22 protein-coding genes and 1 pseudogene are annotated in these 16,355 nt (G+C 29.8%); 22 read left to right on the forward strand and 1 reads right to left on the reverse strand.

From position 1 onward, the window contains the following. The 11 genes from HCB45_RS14305 to HCB45_RS14355 all read left to right on the forward strand — a co-directional run. Nucleotides 1-311, forward strand: a 311-nt coding sequence (locus HCB45_RS14305) for a hypothetical protein (protein ID WP_221771123.1), incomplete at its 5' end; no start/stop codon positions are given. 421 nt (nucleotides 312-732) lie between these two features. After that, nucleotides 733-882 (forward strand): listeriolysin S, encoded by a 150-nt coding sequence (llsA, locus tag HCB45_RS14310; RefSeq protein ID WP_087942094.1) that lies wholly within the window; start codon nucleotides 733-735, stop codon nucleotides 880-882. A gap of 64 nt (nucleotides 883-946) precedes the next feature. Beyond that, complete coding sequence (locus tag HCB45_RS14315; protein ID WP_185620338.1) at nucleotides 947-1,834, forward strand: ATP-binding cassette domain-containing protein; 888 nt, start codon at nucleotides 947-949, stop codon at nucleotides 1,832-1,834. Continuing rightward, entirely contained in the window at nucleotides 1,834-2,577 is a 744-nt protein-coding gene (locus HCB45_RS14320; RefSeq protein WP_185620339.1) for an ABC transporter permease, read from the forward strand. Before HCB45_RS14315 ends, HCB45_RS14320 begins: the two co-directional genes overlap by 1 nt. 40 nt (nucleotides 2,578-2,617) lie before the next feature. Then, nucleotides 2,618-2,935 (forward strand): protein LlsX, encoded by a 318-nt coding sequence (gene llsX / locus HCB45_RS14325; protein WP_033533165.1) that lies wholly within the window; start codon nucleotides 2,618-2,620, stop codon nucleotides 2,933-2,935. Beyond that, nucleotides 2,932-3,807 (forward strand): listeriolysin S biosynthesis peptide dehydrogenase LlsB, encoded by an 876-nt coding sequence (gene llsB, locus HCB45_RS14330; protein WP_185620340.1) that lies wholly within the window; start codon nucleotides 2,932-2,934, stop codon nucleotides 3,805-3,807. The genes llsX and llsB overlap by 4 nt, the downstream gene beginning before the upstream one ends. A 7-nt stretch (nucleotides 3,808-3,814) precedes the next feature. Further along, on the forward strand, nucleotides 3,815-4,732 hold the full coding sequence (llsY, locus tag HCB45_RS14335) for a listeriolysin S biosynthesis scaffolding protein LlsY (RefSeq protein WP_185620341.1): 918 nt from the start codon (nucleotides 3,815-3,817) through the stop codon (nucleotides 4,730-4,732). After that, nucleotides 4,725-6,038 carry a listeriolysin S biosynthesis cyclodehydratase LlsD gene (gene llsD / locus HCB45_RS14340; RefSeq protein WP_185620342.1) on the forward strand — a complete coding sequence of 438 codons (1,314 nt, stop codon included), beginning with the start codon at nucleotides 4,725-4,727 and terminating at the stop codon, nucleotides 6,036-6,038. Before llsY ends, llsD begins: the two co-directional genes overlap by 8 nt. 121 nt (nucleotides 6,039-6,159) lie before the next feature. Continuing rightward, entirely contained in the window at nucleotides 6,160-6,618 is a 459-nt protein-coding gene (locus tag HCB45_RS14345; protein WP_260508457.1) for a CPBP family intramembrane glutamic endopeptidase, read from the forward strand. Between the two features lie 240 nt (nucleotides 6,619-6,858). Continuing rightward, complete coding sequence (locus tag HCB45_RS14350) at nucleotides 6,859-7,632, forward strand: helix-turn-helix domain-containing protein (RefSeq protein WP_185620344.1); 774 nt, start codon at nucleotides 6,859-6,861, stop codon at nucleotides 7,630-7,632. A 64-nt stretch (nucleotides 7,633-7,696) separates the two neighbouring features. Then, a complete protein-coding gene (locus HCB45_RS14355) occupies nucleotides 7,697-8,053 on the forward strand; it encodes a VOC family protein (protein WP_185620345.1) in 357 nt (118 codons plus the stop codon). Nucleotides 8,054-8,470: 417 nt separating this feature from the next. Here the strand turns inward: HCB45_RS14355 and HCB45_RS14360 are convergent, their stop codons facing one another. Then, nucleotides 8,471-9,592, reverse strand: a complete 1,122-nt coding sequence (locus HCB45_RS14360) for a hypothetical protein (protein WP_267650388.1) — start codon at nucleotides 9,590-9,592, stop codon at nucleotides 8,471-8,473. A 405-nt stretch (nucleotides 9,593-9,997) separates the two neighbouring features. Here HCB45_RS14360 and HCB45_RS14365 point away from each other — a divergent pair, with 405 nt between their 5' ends. The 11 genes and pseudogenes from HCB45_RS14365 (at nucleotide 9,998) to HCB45_RS14415 (ending at nucleotide 16,299) form a co-directional block, all read left to right on the forward strand. Continuing rightward, the gene (locus HCB45_RS14365; RefSeq protein WP_185607666.1) at nucleotides 9,998-10,282 is read left to right on the forward strand and encodes a DUF3130 family protein; all 285 of its coding nucleotides are present in this window, start codon (nucleotides 9,998-10,000) and stop codon (nucleotides 10,280-10,282) included. Further along, on the forward strand, nucleotides 10,283-10,639 hold the full coding sequence (locus HCB45_RS14370) for a hypothetical protein (RefSeq protein WP_185620346.1): 357 nt from the start codon (nucleotides 10,283-10,285) through the stop codon (nucleotides 10,637-10,639). It begins immediately after the preceding gene. Beyond that, entirely contained in the window at nucleotides 10,636-12,036 is a 1,401-nt protein-coding gene (locus HCB45_RS14375) for a T7SS effector LXG polymorphic toxin (RefSeq protein WP_185620347.1), read from the forward strand. Before HCB45_RS14370 ends, HCB45_RS14375 begins: the two co-directional genes overlap by 4 nt. 17 nt (nucleotides 12,037-12,053) lie before the next feature. Then, nucleotides 12,054-12,518, forward strand: a complete 465-nt coding sequence (locus tag HCB45_RS14380) for a hypothetical protein (protein WP_185607669.1) — start codon at nucleotides 12,054-12,056, stop codon at nucleotides 12,516-12,518. Beyond that, nucleotides 12,508-12,944 (forward strand): annotated as a pseudogene (locus HCB45_RS14385) (hypothetical protein). The gene HCB45_RS14380 and the pseudogene HCB45_RS14385 overlap by 11 nt, the downstream one beginning before the upstream one ends. Nucleotides 12,945-12,986: 42 nt before the next feature. Beyond that, nucleotides 12,987-13,355, forward strand: a complete 369-nt coding sequence (locus HCB45_RS14390) for a hypothetical protein (protein ID WP_185620348.1) — start codon at nucleotides 12,987-12,989, stop codon at nucleotides 13,353-13,355. A gap of 36 nt (nucleotides 13,356-13,391) precedes the next feature. Further along, the gene (locus HCB45_RS14395) at nucleotides 13,392-13,811 is read left to right on the forward strand and encodes a hypothetical protein (RefSeq protein ID WP_149056369.1); all 420 of its coding nucleotides are present in this window, start codon (nucleotides 13,392-13,394) and stop codon (nucleotides 13,809-13,811) included. 315 nt (nucleotides 13,812-14,126) lie between these two features. Continuing rightward, nucleotides 14,127-14,624 (forward strand): DUF2247 family protein, encoded by a 498-nt coding sequence (locus HCB45_RS14400; protein ID WP_185620349.1) that lies wholly within the window; start codon nucleotides 14,127-14,129, stop codon nucleotides 14,622-14,624. Between the two features lie 37 nt (nucleotides 14,625-14,661). Further along, nucleotides 14,662-15,339: a hypothetical protein gene (locus tag HCB45_RS14405; protein WP_185620350.1), complete on the forward strand. Its 678-nt coding sequence runs from the start codon at nucleotides 14,662-14,664 to the stop codon at nucleotides 15,337-15,339. An 81-nt stretch (nucleotides 15,340-15,420) separates the two neighbouring features. Beyond that, complete coding sequence (locus HCB45_RS14410; RefSeq protein WP_185620351.1) at nucleotides 15,421-15,723, forward strand: hypothetical protein; 303 nt, start codon at nucleotides 15,421-15,423, stop codon at nucleotides 15,721-15,723. 72 nt (nucleotides 15,724-15,795) lie between these two features. After that, the gene (locus HCB45_RS14415; protein WP_185620352.1) at nucleotides 15,796-16,299 is read left to right on the forward strand and encodes a hypothetical protein; all 504 of its coding nucleotides are present in this window, start codon (nucleotides 15,796-15,798) and stop codon (nucleotides 16,297-16,299) included. The last annotated feature ends 56 nt before the right edge of the window (nucleotides 16,300-16,355 follow it).

The raw sequence follows: 16,355 nt of genomic DNA on the forward strand, positions 1-16,355 counted from the left end.
ATACTATAGAATATTCAATAGACTCATATGGGAATATTCATGAAGATGAACTTCCACAAAAATTACTTGATACACTAGGCGAAGAATTTCTTGAACAAAAAATAAATGAGGATCTTCGAAGAATTGAGAGTATTTTTGATATCAATTCAGAATATATTATTCAAGGCTTTTATGAAAATCTTGATATTGATACTGATGAGATAATTCAACACCATCTTGACAACCTTTGTACACCAGATGACTATGAATATAGGGATTCTAAAAATAGTGTTGAAGACATTGAAGCAATATTTGAAAGAGAAATAATCTAAAATTTCATGTAGTTTCAATGCAACCAATTTGCAACCAACCGGACAAAAATCAATATAATTCAAAAAAACGAAAAGACGTGAAATCCTTTTATATCGCTTGTTCCTCTCTCAAGCAATCTACAGAGTGGGAATAAAAAACAATGCCCTAAAATCTCAGTAATGCTGAGGTTTTAGGGCTTTTTCTATGTTGAGTGATAACAATTTTTTAGTATTGTAGTATTTTTACGGATAATATTTTCTTGAATTTTGCACATTATCAAAGATGGGCATATATTTTTATAAAAATAATTAAAAAACCATTCAATTTTCTGAAATAAACAAAGAATTTATTTATTTTGATAATTACATTGAAAACGATTTCACAATGTGATAAGATGAACTAAGGGATAACTTATTCCAAAAATATAAAGGAGGCATTTGAATGAATATTAAATCACAATCGTCAAATGGCTACAGTAATAATGCTGTAGGCTCTGAAGCAATGAACTATGCAGCTGGATGTTGCTCATGTTCTTGTTCAACTTGCACATGTACATGTACATGCGCATCATCTGCTACAACCAAAATGTAAATTTTAGAATGAAAAAGGGATGCATTTGTGTCCCTTTTCAATAAGTTATGAGGTGCATGTGCATATGAATAATATTTTGGAAGCGAAAAATTTGAAAGTTACAATAAATAATAAAGTAATTCTATATTTAGATAAAGAAGTTTGTATTTCAGAAAAAGACAAAGTTGCGATTTTAGGAGACAATGGAGCTGGGAAAACCACATTAGTAAACAGTATTCTTGGTGAAAAGAACTCCTCTGGAGAAATTACCAAAAAGTTTAAAAAAAATGATTGTGGTGTAGTATTTCAAGAAAATGCATATAATGATTTGATGAAGGTGTATGAATTGATTACATTAGTTCTGCCACATCTAAAGAAAAAAGAGAGAGCACAGTTTTTACACAAATATGAACTTGAAAGCTTGAAAAAAAAGTTTATTAAAGACTTATCTGGCGGAGAAAAACAACGGCTAACACTATGTTTAGTATTAGAAAGTTATAAGAAATTATATATCTTTGATGAGTTAACTTCAGGGTTAGATTATAGGAAGAGGCTGGGCTTGCTTGCTTTGATGAAAGAAAAAACTAAGGATGCGACGGTGATAAATATAACGCATTACTTTGAGGAAGTTGAAAACTGGGCAACGAAAGTTTTGATTCTTCAAAAAGGAAAATTACTTTTTTGGGGAACAATATCAGAATTTTTCTCTAGTTTTCCTCATTATTCTGTTATTAAAGTAGATCAAACCGAACTAACAAAGATAGATGATACAGATATGGCTTTTATGAAAAGCACAGATACTGGTGACGGAATAGCAGTTATTTGTTCGGATTTGCAAATCCAGGAAGAGACAAAGAAAATTTTGGATAAAAAAAACGTCACGTACAATACAATAAAACAAAATATATATACAACTTATTTAGTTGCATATTTGCGCGGAGCACCAAGCAGTGAACAGGAGGTACTGATATAATGAGTTATTTATGGACAAGTATTAAAATGCAATTTAGAATTCCAGTATCTGTATTTTTCTCATTATTATTTCCACTAATCATGATGTTCGCTATGGTTACTTCTTATGGGAATTTTGATATTGGTGAAGGTTATCATTTTGTAGATAAATATTTTTTGATTAGTACAGGGATGGGAATGTTACCAATAGCATTAATCAGTTTTCCAATTTGGCTTGGTGAAAGTGTTCAAAATAAAAGCTATAAAAGATTAGAATATTTTGGATTGAGTGCACAGAAAATAATTGTTTCAGATGTATGTTCTTATATTTTGCTAACAGCCTTAAGTATTTTTGTCAATATACTGTTTGGCTACTTTGTATATGGACTAAATATCCCAGACTGGCAATATTTTATTGCTTATGTTTTGCAATGTCTCTATTGTAATTTAGTACTTTTGATTTTTGGTGCCTTGCTTGCTTTAATTATTAAAAGTCCCCGGATATTGATGCCAGTAGGAATGTGTTTATTATTTATGTTTTATATTTTTACAGGAACATTTTCATCTTTTTCGGAACTTCCTAAATCATTTCAAGCAATTGGGGATTTTTTACCTATGAAATATATAATGAATGATTTATTTAATGTTTGGACACAAAATAAGTTGTTCATATCTAAGTTTTTAGCTTTAAACACGTTATATGGAATTATCCTATCATTCGCACTAGTTGCTTTTTTGTTGAGACGCATAAAAATTAAATCATAATTTATTATACTCAAGGTATAGAAAGGATTGTTTGTAATCTATGAAAAAAAAATTTAGCAATCCCACGTTTAGAATTATTGCATCAATTATCATAGGGATTTTAATAGGTGTTCTTATTTGTTTTGTGGCTATTGGTTTAGGTTATATTCACATGAATGATGGCACATTAAAAGAGTATAGTGTGAAAATTTTCGGGCTAACTATTTTTGATATTAAAAGAGTTGGTAGTGAGATGTTGGGAACACCTAATAACACTAGCATGATGTTTATAGGGGTTATTATTTCTATGATACTAGCTATTGTTGTAGAAATTATTGTTTCGTTTAAAAATAAACATAGGAAGGAAACAGCAAAATGATTGACTATGAGAAAAAAGGCTTTTTTAACATCCATACATTGGTAAATAAAGATAATGCTAATATTTCTAATAGTGATAATAAACATGTTTATTCCCAGCTGATGTCTGGTGATGGCAATTCACCGATGTTAGGTTATTTATTAAATATGAATAAACAAAACTTGAATGATTTCAAAAGTATCATGTTTTATAATGAATCTAATCTAGCTTCATTAATTAACGAGGCAAGAGAAATGGAAGAATTAATAGATAGCTCAACTCTTTTTTTAAGTAAAACAAATAAAAAAATTAAAACCCATTTTTCTAAAGTGCTTGAGCAAAGACATAGTACAAGAAATTTTGTATACGAAACTATGGATTTTTCAACATTCTCAAATATCATACAGTTTTCTTTTGGTCTTAGTACAAGAAAGTTGGTTTACAATGACTTACAATCAACCACCAGACATTATTCTTCTGGGGGCGGTTTATATCCAATTGATGTTTATTTGTATATAAATAATATTTCTGGAATTGCCAAGGGTATTTATAAATATCAGCCATACACGCATAGCTTACATCCTCTAGAGGTAGATAAAATTGATGTAGAGTCATTTTTCGTAGGTGATAATATTGACACTTCTAATATGAATTTTTGTGTTTTCTTTGGGTACTCTATTAATAAAAACTATGTGAAATATGGAGAACTATCTTTACTGAATACGTTTGTGGAACTGGGAGGAATATCGCACAACTTTGATTTAGTTTGTCATTCGGTTCACTATACAAGTTGTCCTATTGCAGGTTTTAACAAATCATATTTGGAGAAGCTTTTATATTTAGATGGAATAAATGATCACATTGTATTTACTAATATTTGTGGAAAGGAATGATATTTTTATGAAAAATTTTGATATTAGAATAGGAACGCAGACAATTGACAATGAAACGGAAATCATTTTAAAAAGAGGGGTCATTCATAAGAACGAGCTTGTTATCAATAAAGAGGAAAGTTCAAAAGAATTTGTTTCAACATTTAAAGAATTGATCAAGAAAAAAACTATTGCTATATCTTCAGAAGATGCAATCTACAATGATTTTGAAACACTTACAAAATTTGGTTTTTTGACAATTTCTAAAAACCAAACCCTAAAACCTCTTTTGGTAGTTGAAGATGCTTTGTTTGATGACATGAAGAGCTATTTTCAGGAAGAAATTGAGATTTTATCATCCTCTGAATTTCTTTTAAAAAAAGATATTCGGTTACTTACTGAGAACAAAGACATATTGCAACTTACTAAACTAGTAGAAGAAAAAAAAGAATTTTTGAAAAATTATAATTATATTTATTTAATCACAAACATTCCCAATATTTCCTTATTACGTGGATTTAACAAGTTAATGAAAGAGACTAACTGCATTAATACCATCGCATTTTTTGATAATGAAAATGTCTTTGTTACTTGTATAGACCATGGCGAAACTGGGTGCTATGAGTGTTTAGAGCAGCAAATACTCTCTCATTTTGATGGTGTTGTTACGGATTATTTAGTACAGTCAGAAAATAATGTGTCCACAGCTGAATTAATGTTTGTTCTTTCAATCATAAAAAAAGAAATCGAAAATACCTCTATTTATGGTCAATCTTCTCTGTTAGGCAATCTTCTCCACTTTAATTTTAATAACTACGAGTATACCTTTAATACAAATAGAATCCAAAGTTGTTGCTCTACCTGTGCTACTTTCAATAATATATTATTTGAAGAGCAAAATATTCGGTCAGTGAATATACTAAAGGAGCTGATGAGTAGTGATTAACATACAAAATAATTTGGAATATAACAAGTTACGTTGGGAAACTTTGAGTGGAAATGTAACAGGAATATGGGAGAATAATAAGTTCTTTCTAGGCTCTAGTTCTTACCCTATTATGAAGTATCATTACATTACAGCTAATTTTGTTAATTTTGAAAAACATATTTCTGAAAATATGCCTAAAATAAGTTACCATTTAAGTGGATATGGTGTTAATTTTAATGAAGCGCTTGTTAGTTTTATTGGTGAAAGTGCAGAGCGATATACATATTCCTTACTACCTACTATTATTAAGGACAGGATTATTTTTAGATCCTATGAAGAAATGACAAAAGAATATAAAACTGACTTAATATGTGAACTTAAATACATAAATTCGTATTACTCTTCTGAAGTATGCGAAAATTATGTTACTCCAAATGATACTATTCAATGGATAGCAATGAATTCTCTTATTCATTCTGATAAAAAAGTATGGATGCCTTTGCAATTTGTTACTATGTATACAGAAGAAATGTTTTCTAATGAAAAAAGATATGTAACTAGCGCTGTATCAACAGGCACTGCTTGTCATGAAACTATAGAAAAAAGTATAGAAAATGCCCTAATTGAATATCTCCAAATTGATTCCTTTAATTTATGGTGGTATGGAGGGTTTCGTGCGAGAGATATAGAAATAGATATCACTCGAAATATATCAAGCTGGTTCGACAATCAAGTAGCTGTGAAAAAATTTTTATCAAAGTTTAATGTACATTTTTCAGATATAAGTTTTGATAAATCAATTTATATTGTACTATGCGAAATAGAGGCAAAAAATCCAAGCGATGCCTTTCCTAAATATACGGTTGGCGTTCAGGGTGGATATTCATTAGATAAATCAATATATCGTGCATTTATGGAATGCCTAACAGTACTAGAATATAATATGAATGTCACTTGGACAGATAAAGAGAAATTTCTTTCAGTCACACAGGAAAAAAGTATTATAGATAATTTGGATGATAATGTTATTTATTATTCAAAGTATGGAAAACCTGAATTGCAATACAATGCTAATCAATTAAAGAATGATACAGAAAAAGTTACAAATCTGAAGGCGCTTTTAGAAAAGTTGCCCACAATTAGTCAGTATGCTGCATTCTTGCCTATCACACCTTCAGAGTTTAGATATATGAATTGTGAAATAAGCAGGGTGATACTTCCAGAATTGTTATCCATTCATCTTCCTTCATATCCTCCTTACTACCATGTAAGATATGAAGATATTGGAGGTGTGATAAATAATATTCCACATCCAATTGCATAACATTTTATTTTTAATCACGTTATTTCCAGGTATTCTTCTTTTATTGACGAAATGGATTCCTGTTCTAAGTAGAAAGAGTACTTTTTTTCAATATTTACTTTGTTTATTCTTGATTACAATTATGAATTGTTTGTTTTTTCGTCAACATTTGGCGGTAGTTTTCTCTCTGATATGTATTTTTTCTTTACCATTTATTCTGTTTTTTGTAGAATATATACTTGTTGAGAGACAATGGAAAAAGTTGCTTACTATTTATAAAAAAAATAGAATTATTATCCAATCTATTGTATGGTTTCCTGTTTTAGAAGAAATAATTTTCCGTTTTTTTATTTACCAATACTGTGAGTTATTTGATTTCAGTAATATCCAGTATATATTACTAGCTACTTTTTCATTTGTGATTGCACATATTTTTTATCAAGGTGTGTCTTCAATTGTCAAAATACTATTTTCTGTTATATTAAGTATATTATTTTTATTAACACTAAATATATTTGTGACAATAATAATTCACTGTATCTTCAACTTTTTAGTTTATATAGTTCGAACTAGTAAATATGAGAACCACCATAGTTGGTAAGCTGGCAGTATTATATTAATTTAGCTGTTAAAGTATGGGAATGCTAACAAATCAACATTTTTCAACTTATGAATTGCTTGGTTCTCATTAAAAATGATATATTTATCTACCAAAAATCTCTGTCAAGCATCATCTTGACAGGGATTTGTTTTTTTGAGAGCTTACATTTTAATACTAAATTGTAATATAATTTATTTATATGATTTTTAGAAAATACTGCTCTAAAAAGGAGGGGGAACAATGAAAACGAAGATGCCTGAAATGCTTTCTTTCATTTCAGAAGAAGCTGTTAGTAGAAAAATGACAAGTGAGGAAATTGCTGCTCACTTTGGTTATGATAAATATCACTTTAGTCGGAAATTTAAAGAAATTAATGGATTCAGTGTGGTTGAATTCCTCTCTAGTTTAAAAGTGGAAAAGGCAATTATTGGACTTGATGAAGAAAAGAAAGTACTCGACCTACAGGAATATTCAGGTTTTGAAAGTAGTGGTAGTTTCACGAATACTTTTAAAAAATATACAGGTAGTTCTCCACGAAAATACAAAACGGAAATGAATGATATTTTTTATGATATGAAACGTTTTGAAAATGATAATAAGGATAAGTCGATAGCGCATTTTCAAGAAAAGAATGATTCTTTTTGTACGGTAACTATTGATGTACCTGATGAATTTGAGAAGGGTATCATATTTATTGGGCTTTTCCGTACTCTTATACCGAATCATATGCCTATATCGGGACTAGCTACTAAAAATTTAATAGGAAATCAATTGAAAAATATTCCAAGCGGAGACTATTATTTATTAGCTTGTGCGATAAGCCAGTCTAATAACATTCTATCTTATTTTAACTTAAGTAATAGTTTGAGAGGGAAAGAAGATGAAAAGCTATCTTTTCCTAAATGTTCTGGCAATCATTACGCGATTAAGCTGAGAGAACCAATACCAGAAGATCCACCAATATTAGCTAATGTGGGGAAACTTTTAATCTCTTGTCTAAAGAACACAATCTAGAACAATATTGTTTGATTATGAAGTGATAAAATAATTGTAGACAAGTGAAATGGAGGGAATAGTTATGGCTTTAAATGCAAAGAGTATCACTGTAGGGCTACCAGTAAGTGATTTGGAGAAATCTGCTAGTTGGTACGAAAAAATACTTATGAGTGATGAAAAATTAATACCAGTTGAAGGTGTTATTGAATATCCAATTGGTTTGGTTTGGATTCAACTTTTTGAAGAAAAAATAAATGTTTCAGAAAAGGTTTTACGCTTAGAAGTAGAAGATTTAGAAGTAGAATTTGAACGTTTAAAAACACTTGGAGTAATAACTGACGAGGTGATAGAAGATGCACCTGGTATTATTCGATATTTTGACTTTTCTGATCCTGATGGTAATAAGCTGTCATTCTATTGGTTGTATGATCAGGAATAGATTTGATCAGTATTATATGATGAACGATAACGCTAAAACGACGGATGTATGATTCGTCGTTTTTTGATGTTAGAAATAATGCTTAAGTGGGGTAAGATATAACATTATGGATTTTAATAGAATTAGCGTATTTATATATTTTGTTATGAATGGTTAGTTAATTCGCCTTGTTGAAAAGTTGAAATTTAATATTCTAGAGGCAATATTTTTAGATTAAAGTGATAACTTTTTGATAACAGAAATTTTATAAGAGTCAAATAATATGGAAGATACGAATTTTAAATGTATAAGATAGAGTTAAAATTAACCTAAAATGTTCAATAAATTAATTATCTTGCTGAGTGGTAACAATAATAGGTGAGTCAGAAACCCTTATCTTTCAAGGGTTTTTGACTTTTTTATTAGGAGTGCACTTTATTAATCCCAATCCCAACATATACTATTGTAATTTATAGTAAATAAAGATAGTAAATAATCCTCCAACTTCTGTGAGGTTTTATAAAGTTCATCAAAATATTGATTGTAATTCATACCATCATAACAACTTTCTATAAGTCCATACATTGGTAAAGAAGGATTGTAAAATTTCTGCAAAATTACAGGAGAACCTTTTTTATCGATTAAATCATAATGCATCATACAATTTCTAAAAGAAGATGAGAAAACCTTGAAACCGTCATTGTTAGTAAGGTAATCATCAATTTCAGGGATATTAAAATCTTTTGTGCTATTTTGTTTTAAATGTTGTATCACTTTTTTTATTCCAAGGATGGTGTTATGAACATTGATATACATTATCCTTAAAAGCCAAGTTTCCCTTTTCTTCAAAATAGGGATAAGCATATTATTTGTAAAACCTACTGTTGAAAGCATATGTAAGAATATAAGGTTAGTTTCTTTATTAAATTGATCACTAAAAAAAACATTTTCTTTATTAGTATTAAAATCAATATAACCATATTTAGGAATATCATTATGATTAATTTTGTTGTTTTTTTCAATGTTGGAGTAACAGTGGTGCACAAGAATTTCTGCAGTTTCTTCACCTAGCCTTTTTCCAACCATAAATGTATGTTCATTCATTGAAACACTCTTATTTTTCGGGATATTTAGATAAAAATTTGCAAGTTGTGTGTTAAATATTACTTTGCCATATTTATCAAAGTATACTCCAAGATTTAAATGAGTATTTAATTTTTTTGTAAAACGAAATCTTAACAAGCTTTTAAAATATTCATTTTCTTGATTGTCTGAATTATACGCCATTTTTTTACCTTTAGAAAATTTTTCAGTGAATATTTTTAAACCATTACGTATGTCAGTTACCTCCTTGTTGGCTTCATTGTTATTTGAATTAATATTTAGAAATTCTTTTGCAGACTTACAGTAAAGAGCACAAAAAGGAATTAAAGATAAGCTTATTACGCTATCGTTAGCATTTATCAGTAAGTCAACTAGCGTTAATCCATCTTGTTCTATGAGATTCTTTGCCACCATTCTTAAAACATCATTGTAGTTGTTTGCACTCAGTTTTTTCACCCCACCCAATAAAATATAAGATTATTCTATTAACAAAAATAATCTTGGATATATAAAGTATATCCAAGATTCAATCATACAACAATTACTCATTTTTATTGAATAAATTTTTATATTAATTTTAATTATATATCATTAATTAGTTTTTACCTCTTTTAAATCAATATTATTTAATAGATTTAACAAGTCTACTTCTAAGTCATAATAAAATTCTCATTTCTATCCGTCAGAGAAAAGTTGATTTTAACTAAATGATATTGATTTTTGCATTTCAGATCATAAAGAATATTCTTTGACATCAATTATTTACAATGCCATTTTTAATGTTACTAAATGACAGCTCGTGTAAATATCATTATACTATAACCATGATACAAAATTCACATACAGAAAGGGAAAACAACCATGACAAAAATTCGTATTAATAAAGAAAAAATGAGTAAACATGCTACAACCCTAGGTGATAGTGCGGGAAAGTTAGATTACTATCCCCTTAAAAATGGAAACATGAGTTATACGCAAACTAATTCTATCCGTCTTTTTCGAGAATCATTACTTGAACTACTTGAAGGCATCGAAAATTTAGGATCTGTTGCGCAAGATGATGCTACTCGAATCAAGCAAATGGGAGAAGCTTTTGCAAAACAAGATAAATCCATCAGCCAGAAGATGAATTTGGAGGTGCGTTAAGTGGATAAACGTACCCAAGAATTAGGTGAAATAAAAAAAGAAATAGAGCGAGAAGATGACGCTCTATACGCTATTAAAAATAAAATTAGACATTTAGAGGATATGGAAGAAGATATTCATCAAGCTAGACGTGAAATGGATGACATCCTTTATCATATGAAAGAAGTTTGGCGAGGAGAAAACGCAGAGGATACTTTTTGGCAAATAGAAGACGAGGTAAATCATTACAACCGGAAAACTGCTTGCATGACTAACGATATTCAAACCGAACTAAATAATGAGCAAAAAAAGCATCGACAAAATCTTCATGCGCTCGAAACTAAACAACAGGATATCACAAAGGAGATGCGTTTATGACTCGAATAGATATTGCTGAAGTAAACCATTTTTCACATGAATTAAAAATAGCCAATCAACAGGCTAAAACACAAATTACGGCAATCCCTAATGCTATCACTGCTTATTTACAAGATGATTCGCTCTCTGGGGAAGCAATTAGTGCGTCTAAAGGATATTATGTAGCGACTTATTTGCCGCTTTGCGCTTCTATCAAACAAGCGCTACAAGTCAGCGAAGAATCTTTAAGGAAATATATTACCGACTTTCACAGTCAAGTAGATAGTTCTCCAAGTGCAAAAATTGATGCAGAAGGTCTGTATGAATTGGATCAGAAAATAAATCGTTTAGAAAATAAATTAGAACACATTCAATTAGAATTAAGTTCGATGACAGCAGTTTCTAGGCAGGGCGAAATTAATGTGCTTCAAACGCAAATATTTGCCAGTTATAAAAAAGAACAACTTTTAGAAAAATTTCTTGATTTTGAACGTGCTCATAGTCATTTTTTTCAAGAATTAAGTGACTTAGCTCGAGCAATCAATCGTGGTGTGCGTGATATTCAGGCGAACATTTCTTTTAATAGCCAAACTGGGATGTACAAAGTAGATAAATTAAATGCTTCAAATTTTGAACGACTTGTGGATTTATACGCTTCTCAAAAAGCAATAGATGACAAAGTAAAGGCTATGGAAGATATTGGAATGCTTCCCTATATTCCAGAGGGAAATCGTGCCGGTTATGTTACGACTAACGGCAAACTAAATACGGAAGCCACATTAGATTTAGTTAACCAACAAATGATTTATTGGCAAAATGAAACCGGTATGCGCGAGTTGTTTGGCGTTGGAGCTTTTTATCGCGCGGTTTATGGTTTAGATGCAGTTACTGCTGAAAGAATCGGTGGCGGACAGAGGCTAGTAGATGGTTCAACTGTGTTTTTACAATATGCAGGAGCTTTTGGAGTGAGTGGTTTTTATGCTGAGTTTGGGCAAGTGGAAAAATTAAAATATATAACTACCACTGGAGTTAAACTAAAAGGAAACCCATGGGAGACTACAACTGTTTTAGGCACATATACCGAAGATACTCGAAATATACTAACTGAGCTTGGAAATAAGAAAAGCGTGAACTTCGGAATGAATAAAGGAAAGCTAAATTTATTGAATACTCCTGACGAGTTTTACATAACTCCTTTGCAATTTTGGGATGAATATAATCAACCTTGGTTAGATGAGGTTATTAAAAGAAGAGATCCTGTAAAAATTGCTACAAGGCCCATAAATGATAACTTATATAGATTTAATGAAAAAACTTTTGAACAGGAATTGACTGGTTTTGGTAAAGAATATTTTTATTTAAAAGAACATGGTTATGAATTTGATTCTAAAACATCTGAAATGAAATATAAAAAATAACAAAGTTGGTGAAATTAATGGAGTTTAAGCACGAAGTAGAGAATAACTTTGCGAATATAATTCAAGAATATCGATTTAACTTAATTAAAGTAAATGAAGACGAAATAATGTTATTACATCCTAATTATGCTCTAACTATTTGGAAAAGTAGAGAAGGTATTGATATTTATTACCTGTTTCTTCATAGCTTAGAAAAAGTGAAAATAACCAATTTCTTATTTTCAAATTATGAAAAAGATTTGTTAGCCAATATAACTCCTGCAAATAATTTGACCGACCAAATTTCTAACAGTTTACTTATTCATGCGAGAGGTTTAAGTAAATATTTCCCTGAATTGTTATCTGGTCAAAATGACTGGGTAAAGGAGTTTAAAGAGAATAAGTTTTATAATGAGCCGAGAGCTATTAACAAAGACGAGTATTCAGCCTATCAAACTAATATCAATGGCAAAAAAATTGAAGGATTTCAAAATGAAATATGAAGCTGATTTTATAAATAGATTCAAATCATTAATAGAAGAATTCCAGTTAAATTATAAAGTTATATCTGAAGAGGAGCTAGCACTTTTTGGTTCTAATTTTGCGCTTGTTTTTTTGATTCATTTTGATGAAGTTTCTTTGAATTATGTATGCCGTGATAAAGATAATTCACTTGTTAGTTATGATGTATGGTCTTATTTTTTGCATGTCTTTGATGATAAAGATAGGGAGAATTTGCCAAAATATAATTCTGTGCAGGAACGGGTTGATATTTCGTTTTTAATACTTGCAAGAGGTCTTCCGCGTCATTGGAGTAGTGTGCTTAATGGAGATGACAAGTGGTTGGAAGATTATAAGGAATATGAATAGCTAGTGTTCCTAGAGAAGTAATCGGGGACTTAAATGATAGTTTGAGTTTATATATTTAACCAAGAAATGTTGAGAATGTAACAGCAAAGAGGAGTTCAACCATGAAAACAAATAATAATTCAAAAGAAATAATCCTTAAAAAAAGTGAATTTCTACTCCATAATAATTTTAAATTAATAGAAATAACGGACGCTACTATCACATTCTCCAACAAGAAAATTGCTTTTGTCATCGGTTATGAAAGATATGATAATGTAAGTAATATTAATATAAAGTTTTTGGAAGAAAATGAAATGTTTAATCTTGGATGGATTGCTTTTGTAAGAAGAAATCAGACGCCGCTTCCTCAGAATAAATTAGATAATATATTAGCGTTACTTGATTATGCTGAAAAAAATTATGCTAAAGTTACTAACTTACAATTTTGCCAAGAAAGTAGAGAAATGGTAGAAGGCTTCTTAAAAGAATAATGACTGGGATTATAGTAAAAAAAGGACTGTAATCAATTGGATTTTTATAAAGAAGTTGAAAAAACATTCAAAGGATACGAGCAAAAGCATCAATTAAAGCTAACTAAAATAGATAATAATGAAGTTGCTTTCATCGGAGAAAATTATGCTTTAGGTATAGGATGGAGCATGGACGGGATTGATTTGCATTATTTCACACTAGATAATTTGAAGCTCTGTAAATTTAGTTTGGATAATTTATTAAACAGAAAGCTAACTAAAATCGAACGAGAAGGGATACTTCCCAGTACAACAATTTACGAGAAAATAATTAATGAATTAATAATCTGCGAAAGAGGATTTAATAATCATTTTCAAGAATTACTAATGGGTGAAACATTAAGTGATTATGATAATAAAGAATTTGTTTCGAATTTGGAGAAGAGTATTATTGAACGTGAACTTTTGCCCCGTTAATACAGATTAATGGGACAACTACATTAGTTCCACAAATTTAATTGCTACATATCTAAAATAAAAAAACTTTTCACATGTAATGCAAAAGTTTGAAGGACAATAATTAAAATATATAGCTTTATCTAGAGGGAAAATAGTTCTTACGCGATTGAAATTTGCGCAACCACTATATCAAACTAGGAAGATGACTTAATATCGTATAAAAATAACCCCAAAGCCATTATGGTATACTACCAATATGAAAGTATTATTCGTCATATGTTACTCATATATCCTGATGACACACAAAAAAACTTTAATACAAGGAGAGAGCAAATGAACACATTAAAAATAAAAATCCCACTTAAATTTTTATTAACATCTGTAAACGTCACTTGGGATGATATTATTTTTGGAGTGAAAAATGAATATTTAGTTTCTCTTTCTGTTAGCGAATATGCTATGTATCTACTTGAGAAAAATGATGAGGATTTACAAGATGAAATTATAAATTTGGCATGGGGAGATAAAAATGATATTGATGATTATATCTATAATTATCTACGCAAAAGTAATGTTAATACCGAAACAGTAAAAGATAAGTTTTTATATGTATTATTAAAGCTAGTTTGGGAAAATAAGAATGATTATACAGATCCATTGGAAGTTATAGAAAATCTATATGCTGATTTAGGTTATCCAAGTGAAATTGATCATTTAGTTCGATATATGCCTATGAAACACAAAGACATGGGGAGTATAGAATTGAATGTAGCTGAAATGTATAAAGATTGGGAGGCTTTTTTAATGAAGAAGAGTAAAAAGTACTTATAATATTTTAAAATAACAAAATTTCATTCGGAGGTCGTCTGTGCTATTTAAAAGTGTATTTCTAAAATTGGAACGAACACAATTTAACAATGAAATTATCCAAAAAGTAAATACAGAGTCTAGGGCTTTATCAGTAGCTTATGAAAGAATGCTAAAAAAAGAAAAAATTAAAGGTAATTTCACAAGATTAGTAATTACTGGGGTTAAAGTTAGTGATACCATTAATCAAGGAATAAATTCATCTAATATCTTATCTCTGACCATACCGTTTGATGAACAAGCCTATGTATCTTTTCCAACAATGAAGCAAAGGCAAGAATATCTTTGTGCATTATTTAAAGCTACTTTTTCAATGCTGAAAAGTAAGGTTGAAGTGAATCTAAAACCGTTTATTTTGGAAACAGAGCTGCCTATTCATTTTTCTCAGAAAATTACAGAGGAGTACAGATGCAATAACTATCAAACTACTTATCTATTAAAAAAAGGAAAACTAAAAAATACTAATGGGACTTTTGAAGTTTGGGTTAACTTTACCGAAAAAGAATGTAGCCTAAAGCTTCGAATACTGAACAAAAAGAAGCTAGTTGAAGAAAGAATTATATTTAAGGCTAATCCTTATTCTGTAGCATTCCAATTTCCTTTTTCAGATGTATTGGTGACAGATACCAACATACAAGTTGTAGGAGCAAGAAGTAGTTTATTGACAGTACTATTATAGTTGGACTAGTTTTCTATAATGTCGCTAATGGTGTGTTAACCTAATTATTTATACTTAAGTCAATAGATCAGGAGGAATACCATGAAGTCAGAGCAAAAATTTTTGGTAGAGGTTATCTTCTATTCTAGGACAAGAAGAACAGTTCCGAAAGAAGGTTATCGTCCGCATCTTGTGATGGAAACGGATAAGGCGCAAGAATATTTAGGCGTTGAAATTTACGATATAGAAGTAGATACACTTGACTCAGTGGGCTATGCAATAGTTGCTCCTCTATACGAGCAGGATGTTGTCAATTATAGTAAAATTCAACCTAATCTATCGTTTTTAGTTATGAAGGGTGCAAGTGTTGTTGGGAGAGGAAAGGTAATTTCGTTTCATTTGTAACTAGCAAAGATGGAGAAAATAAATGGGGATTTGCAAGAGAAGACCTTTTATTATAAATAAAAAGGAGAAAATATGAAGGAATTTAACTTATTAAATTGTATTGGAAAAGCATTAAACAGTCCTGAAACACAAAGATTATTGAACATTACTAATATTCCTGAAGAAAAATTACAACGAAGTGTTCATGCTTTTACTACATTTGGTATTAGCAAATACGTTGAATTACATTTTCAAAAAGCAACAATTATACAATTGTACTTAGAGGATGAAAGTAAATATATACAAGAAACATTTAATCCGTTAATAAATCAAATGTTAGAAGAACCAAACAATATGTTGTTTCTCGAAGCGATACTCATAAACAATAATTCTTTATTTGAATTAGGATACCATCTACCTGTTTCTATAAAGATTAATAAATCAACTAAAGAGGAACTTTTGAATATTTTAGGTGAACCATATCTTGTTAATACTATGTTTAATTCAGTTGGCTGGCGAATTAATGATTATAATTTCGCATGTGGTTTTGATGCAGAAAATGATATTTTAATGGATATAACTATTTCCATATTTTAAGCAGTATTGAAAATGCAAAATAAAAGAGATTCCTGCTGGTAGATGTTGTATTAGAG

Source organism: Listeria farberi, assembly GCF_014229245.1.
Classification (GTDB): domain Bacteria; phylum Bacillota; class Bacilli; order Lactobacillales; family Listeriaceae; genus Listeria; species Listeria farberi.

Bases quoted from the DNA above. Each gene is read 5' to 3' on its own strand.
- HCB45_RS14345 (WP_260508457.1), top strand. From the start codon at position 6,160: ATGAATTGTTTGTTTTTTCGTCAACATTTGGCGGTAGTTTTCTCTCTG.
- HCB45_RS14320 (WP_185620339.1), top strand. From the start codon at position 1,834: ATGAGTTATTTATGGACAAGTATTAAAATGCAATTTAGAATTCCAGTA.
- HCB45_RS14350 (WP_185620344.1), top strand. From the start codon at position 6,859: ATGAAAACGAAGATGCCTGAAATGCTTTCTTTCATTTCAGAAGAAGCT.
- llsB (WP_185620340.1), top strand. From the start codon at position 2,932: ATGATTGACTATGAGAAAAAAGGCTTTTTTAACATCCATACATTGGTA.
- HCB45_RS14410 (WP_185620351.1), top strand. From the start codon at position 15,421: ATGAAGTCAGAGCAAAAATTTTTGGTAGAGGTTATCTTCTATTCTAGG.
- HCB45_RS14365 (WP_185607666.1), top strand. From the start codon at position 9,998: ATGACAAAAATTCGTATTAATAAAGAAAAAATGAGTAAACATGCTACA.
- HCB45_RS14315 (WP_185620338.1), top strand. From the start codon at position 947: ATGAATAATATTTTGGAAGCGAAAAATTTGAAAGTTACAATAAATAAT.
- HCB45_RS14415 (WP_185620352.1), top strand. From the start codon at position 15,796: ATGAAGGAATTTAACTTATTAAATTGTATTGGAAAAGCATTAAACAGT.
- HCB45_RS14375 (WP_185620347.1), top strand. From the start codon at position 10,636: ATGACTCGAATAGATATTGCTGAAGTAAACCATTTTTCACATGAATTA.
- HCB45_RS14390 (WP_185620348.1), top strand. From the start codon at position 12,987: ATGAAAACAAATAATAATTCAAAAGAAATAATCCTTAAAAAAAGTGAA.
- llsA (WP_087942094.1), top strand. From the start codon at position 733: ATGAATATTAAATCACAATCGTCAAATGGCTACAGTAATAATGCTGTA.
- llsX (WP_033533165.1), top strand. From the start codon at position 2,618: ATGAAAAAAAAATTTAGCAATCCCACGTTTAGAATTATTGCATCAATT.
- llsY (WP_185620341.1), top strand. From the start codon at position 3,815: ATGAAAAATTTTGATATTAGAATAGGAACGCAGACAATTGACAATGAA.
- HCB45_RS14380 (WP_185607669.1), top strand. From the start codon at position 12,054: ATGGAGTTTAAGCACGAAGTAGAGAATAACTTTGCGAATATAATTCAA.
- HCB45_RS14400 (WP_185620349.1), top strand. From the start codon at position 14,127: ATGAACACATTAAAAATAAAAATCCCACTTAAATTTTTATTAACATCT.
- HCB45_RS14355 (WP_185620345.1), top strand. From the start codon at position 7,697: ATGGCTTTAAATGCAAAGAGTATCACTGTAGGGCTACCAGTAAGTGAT.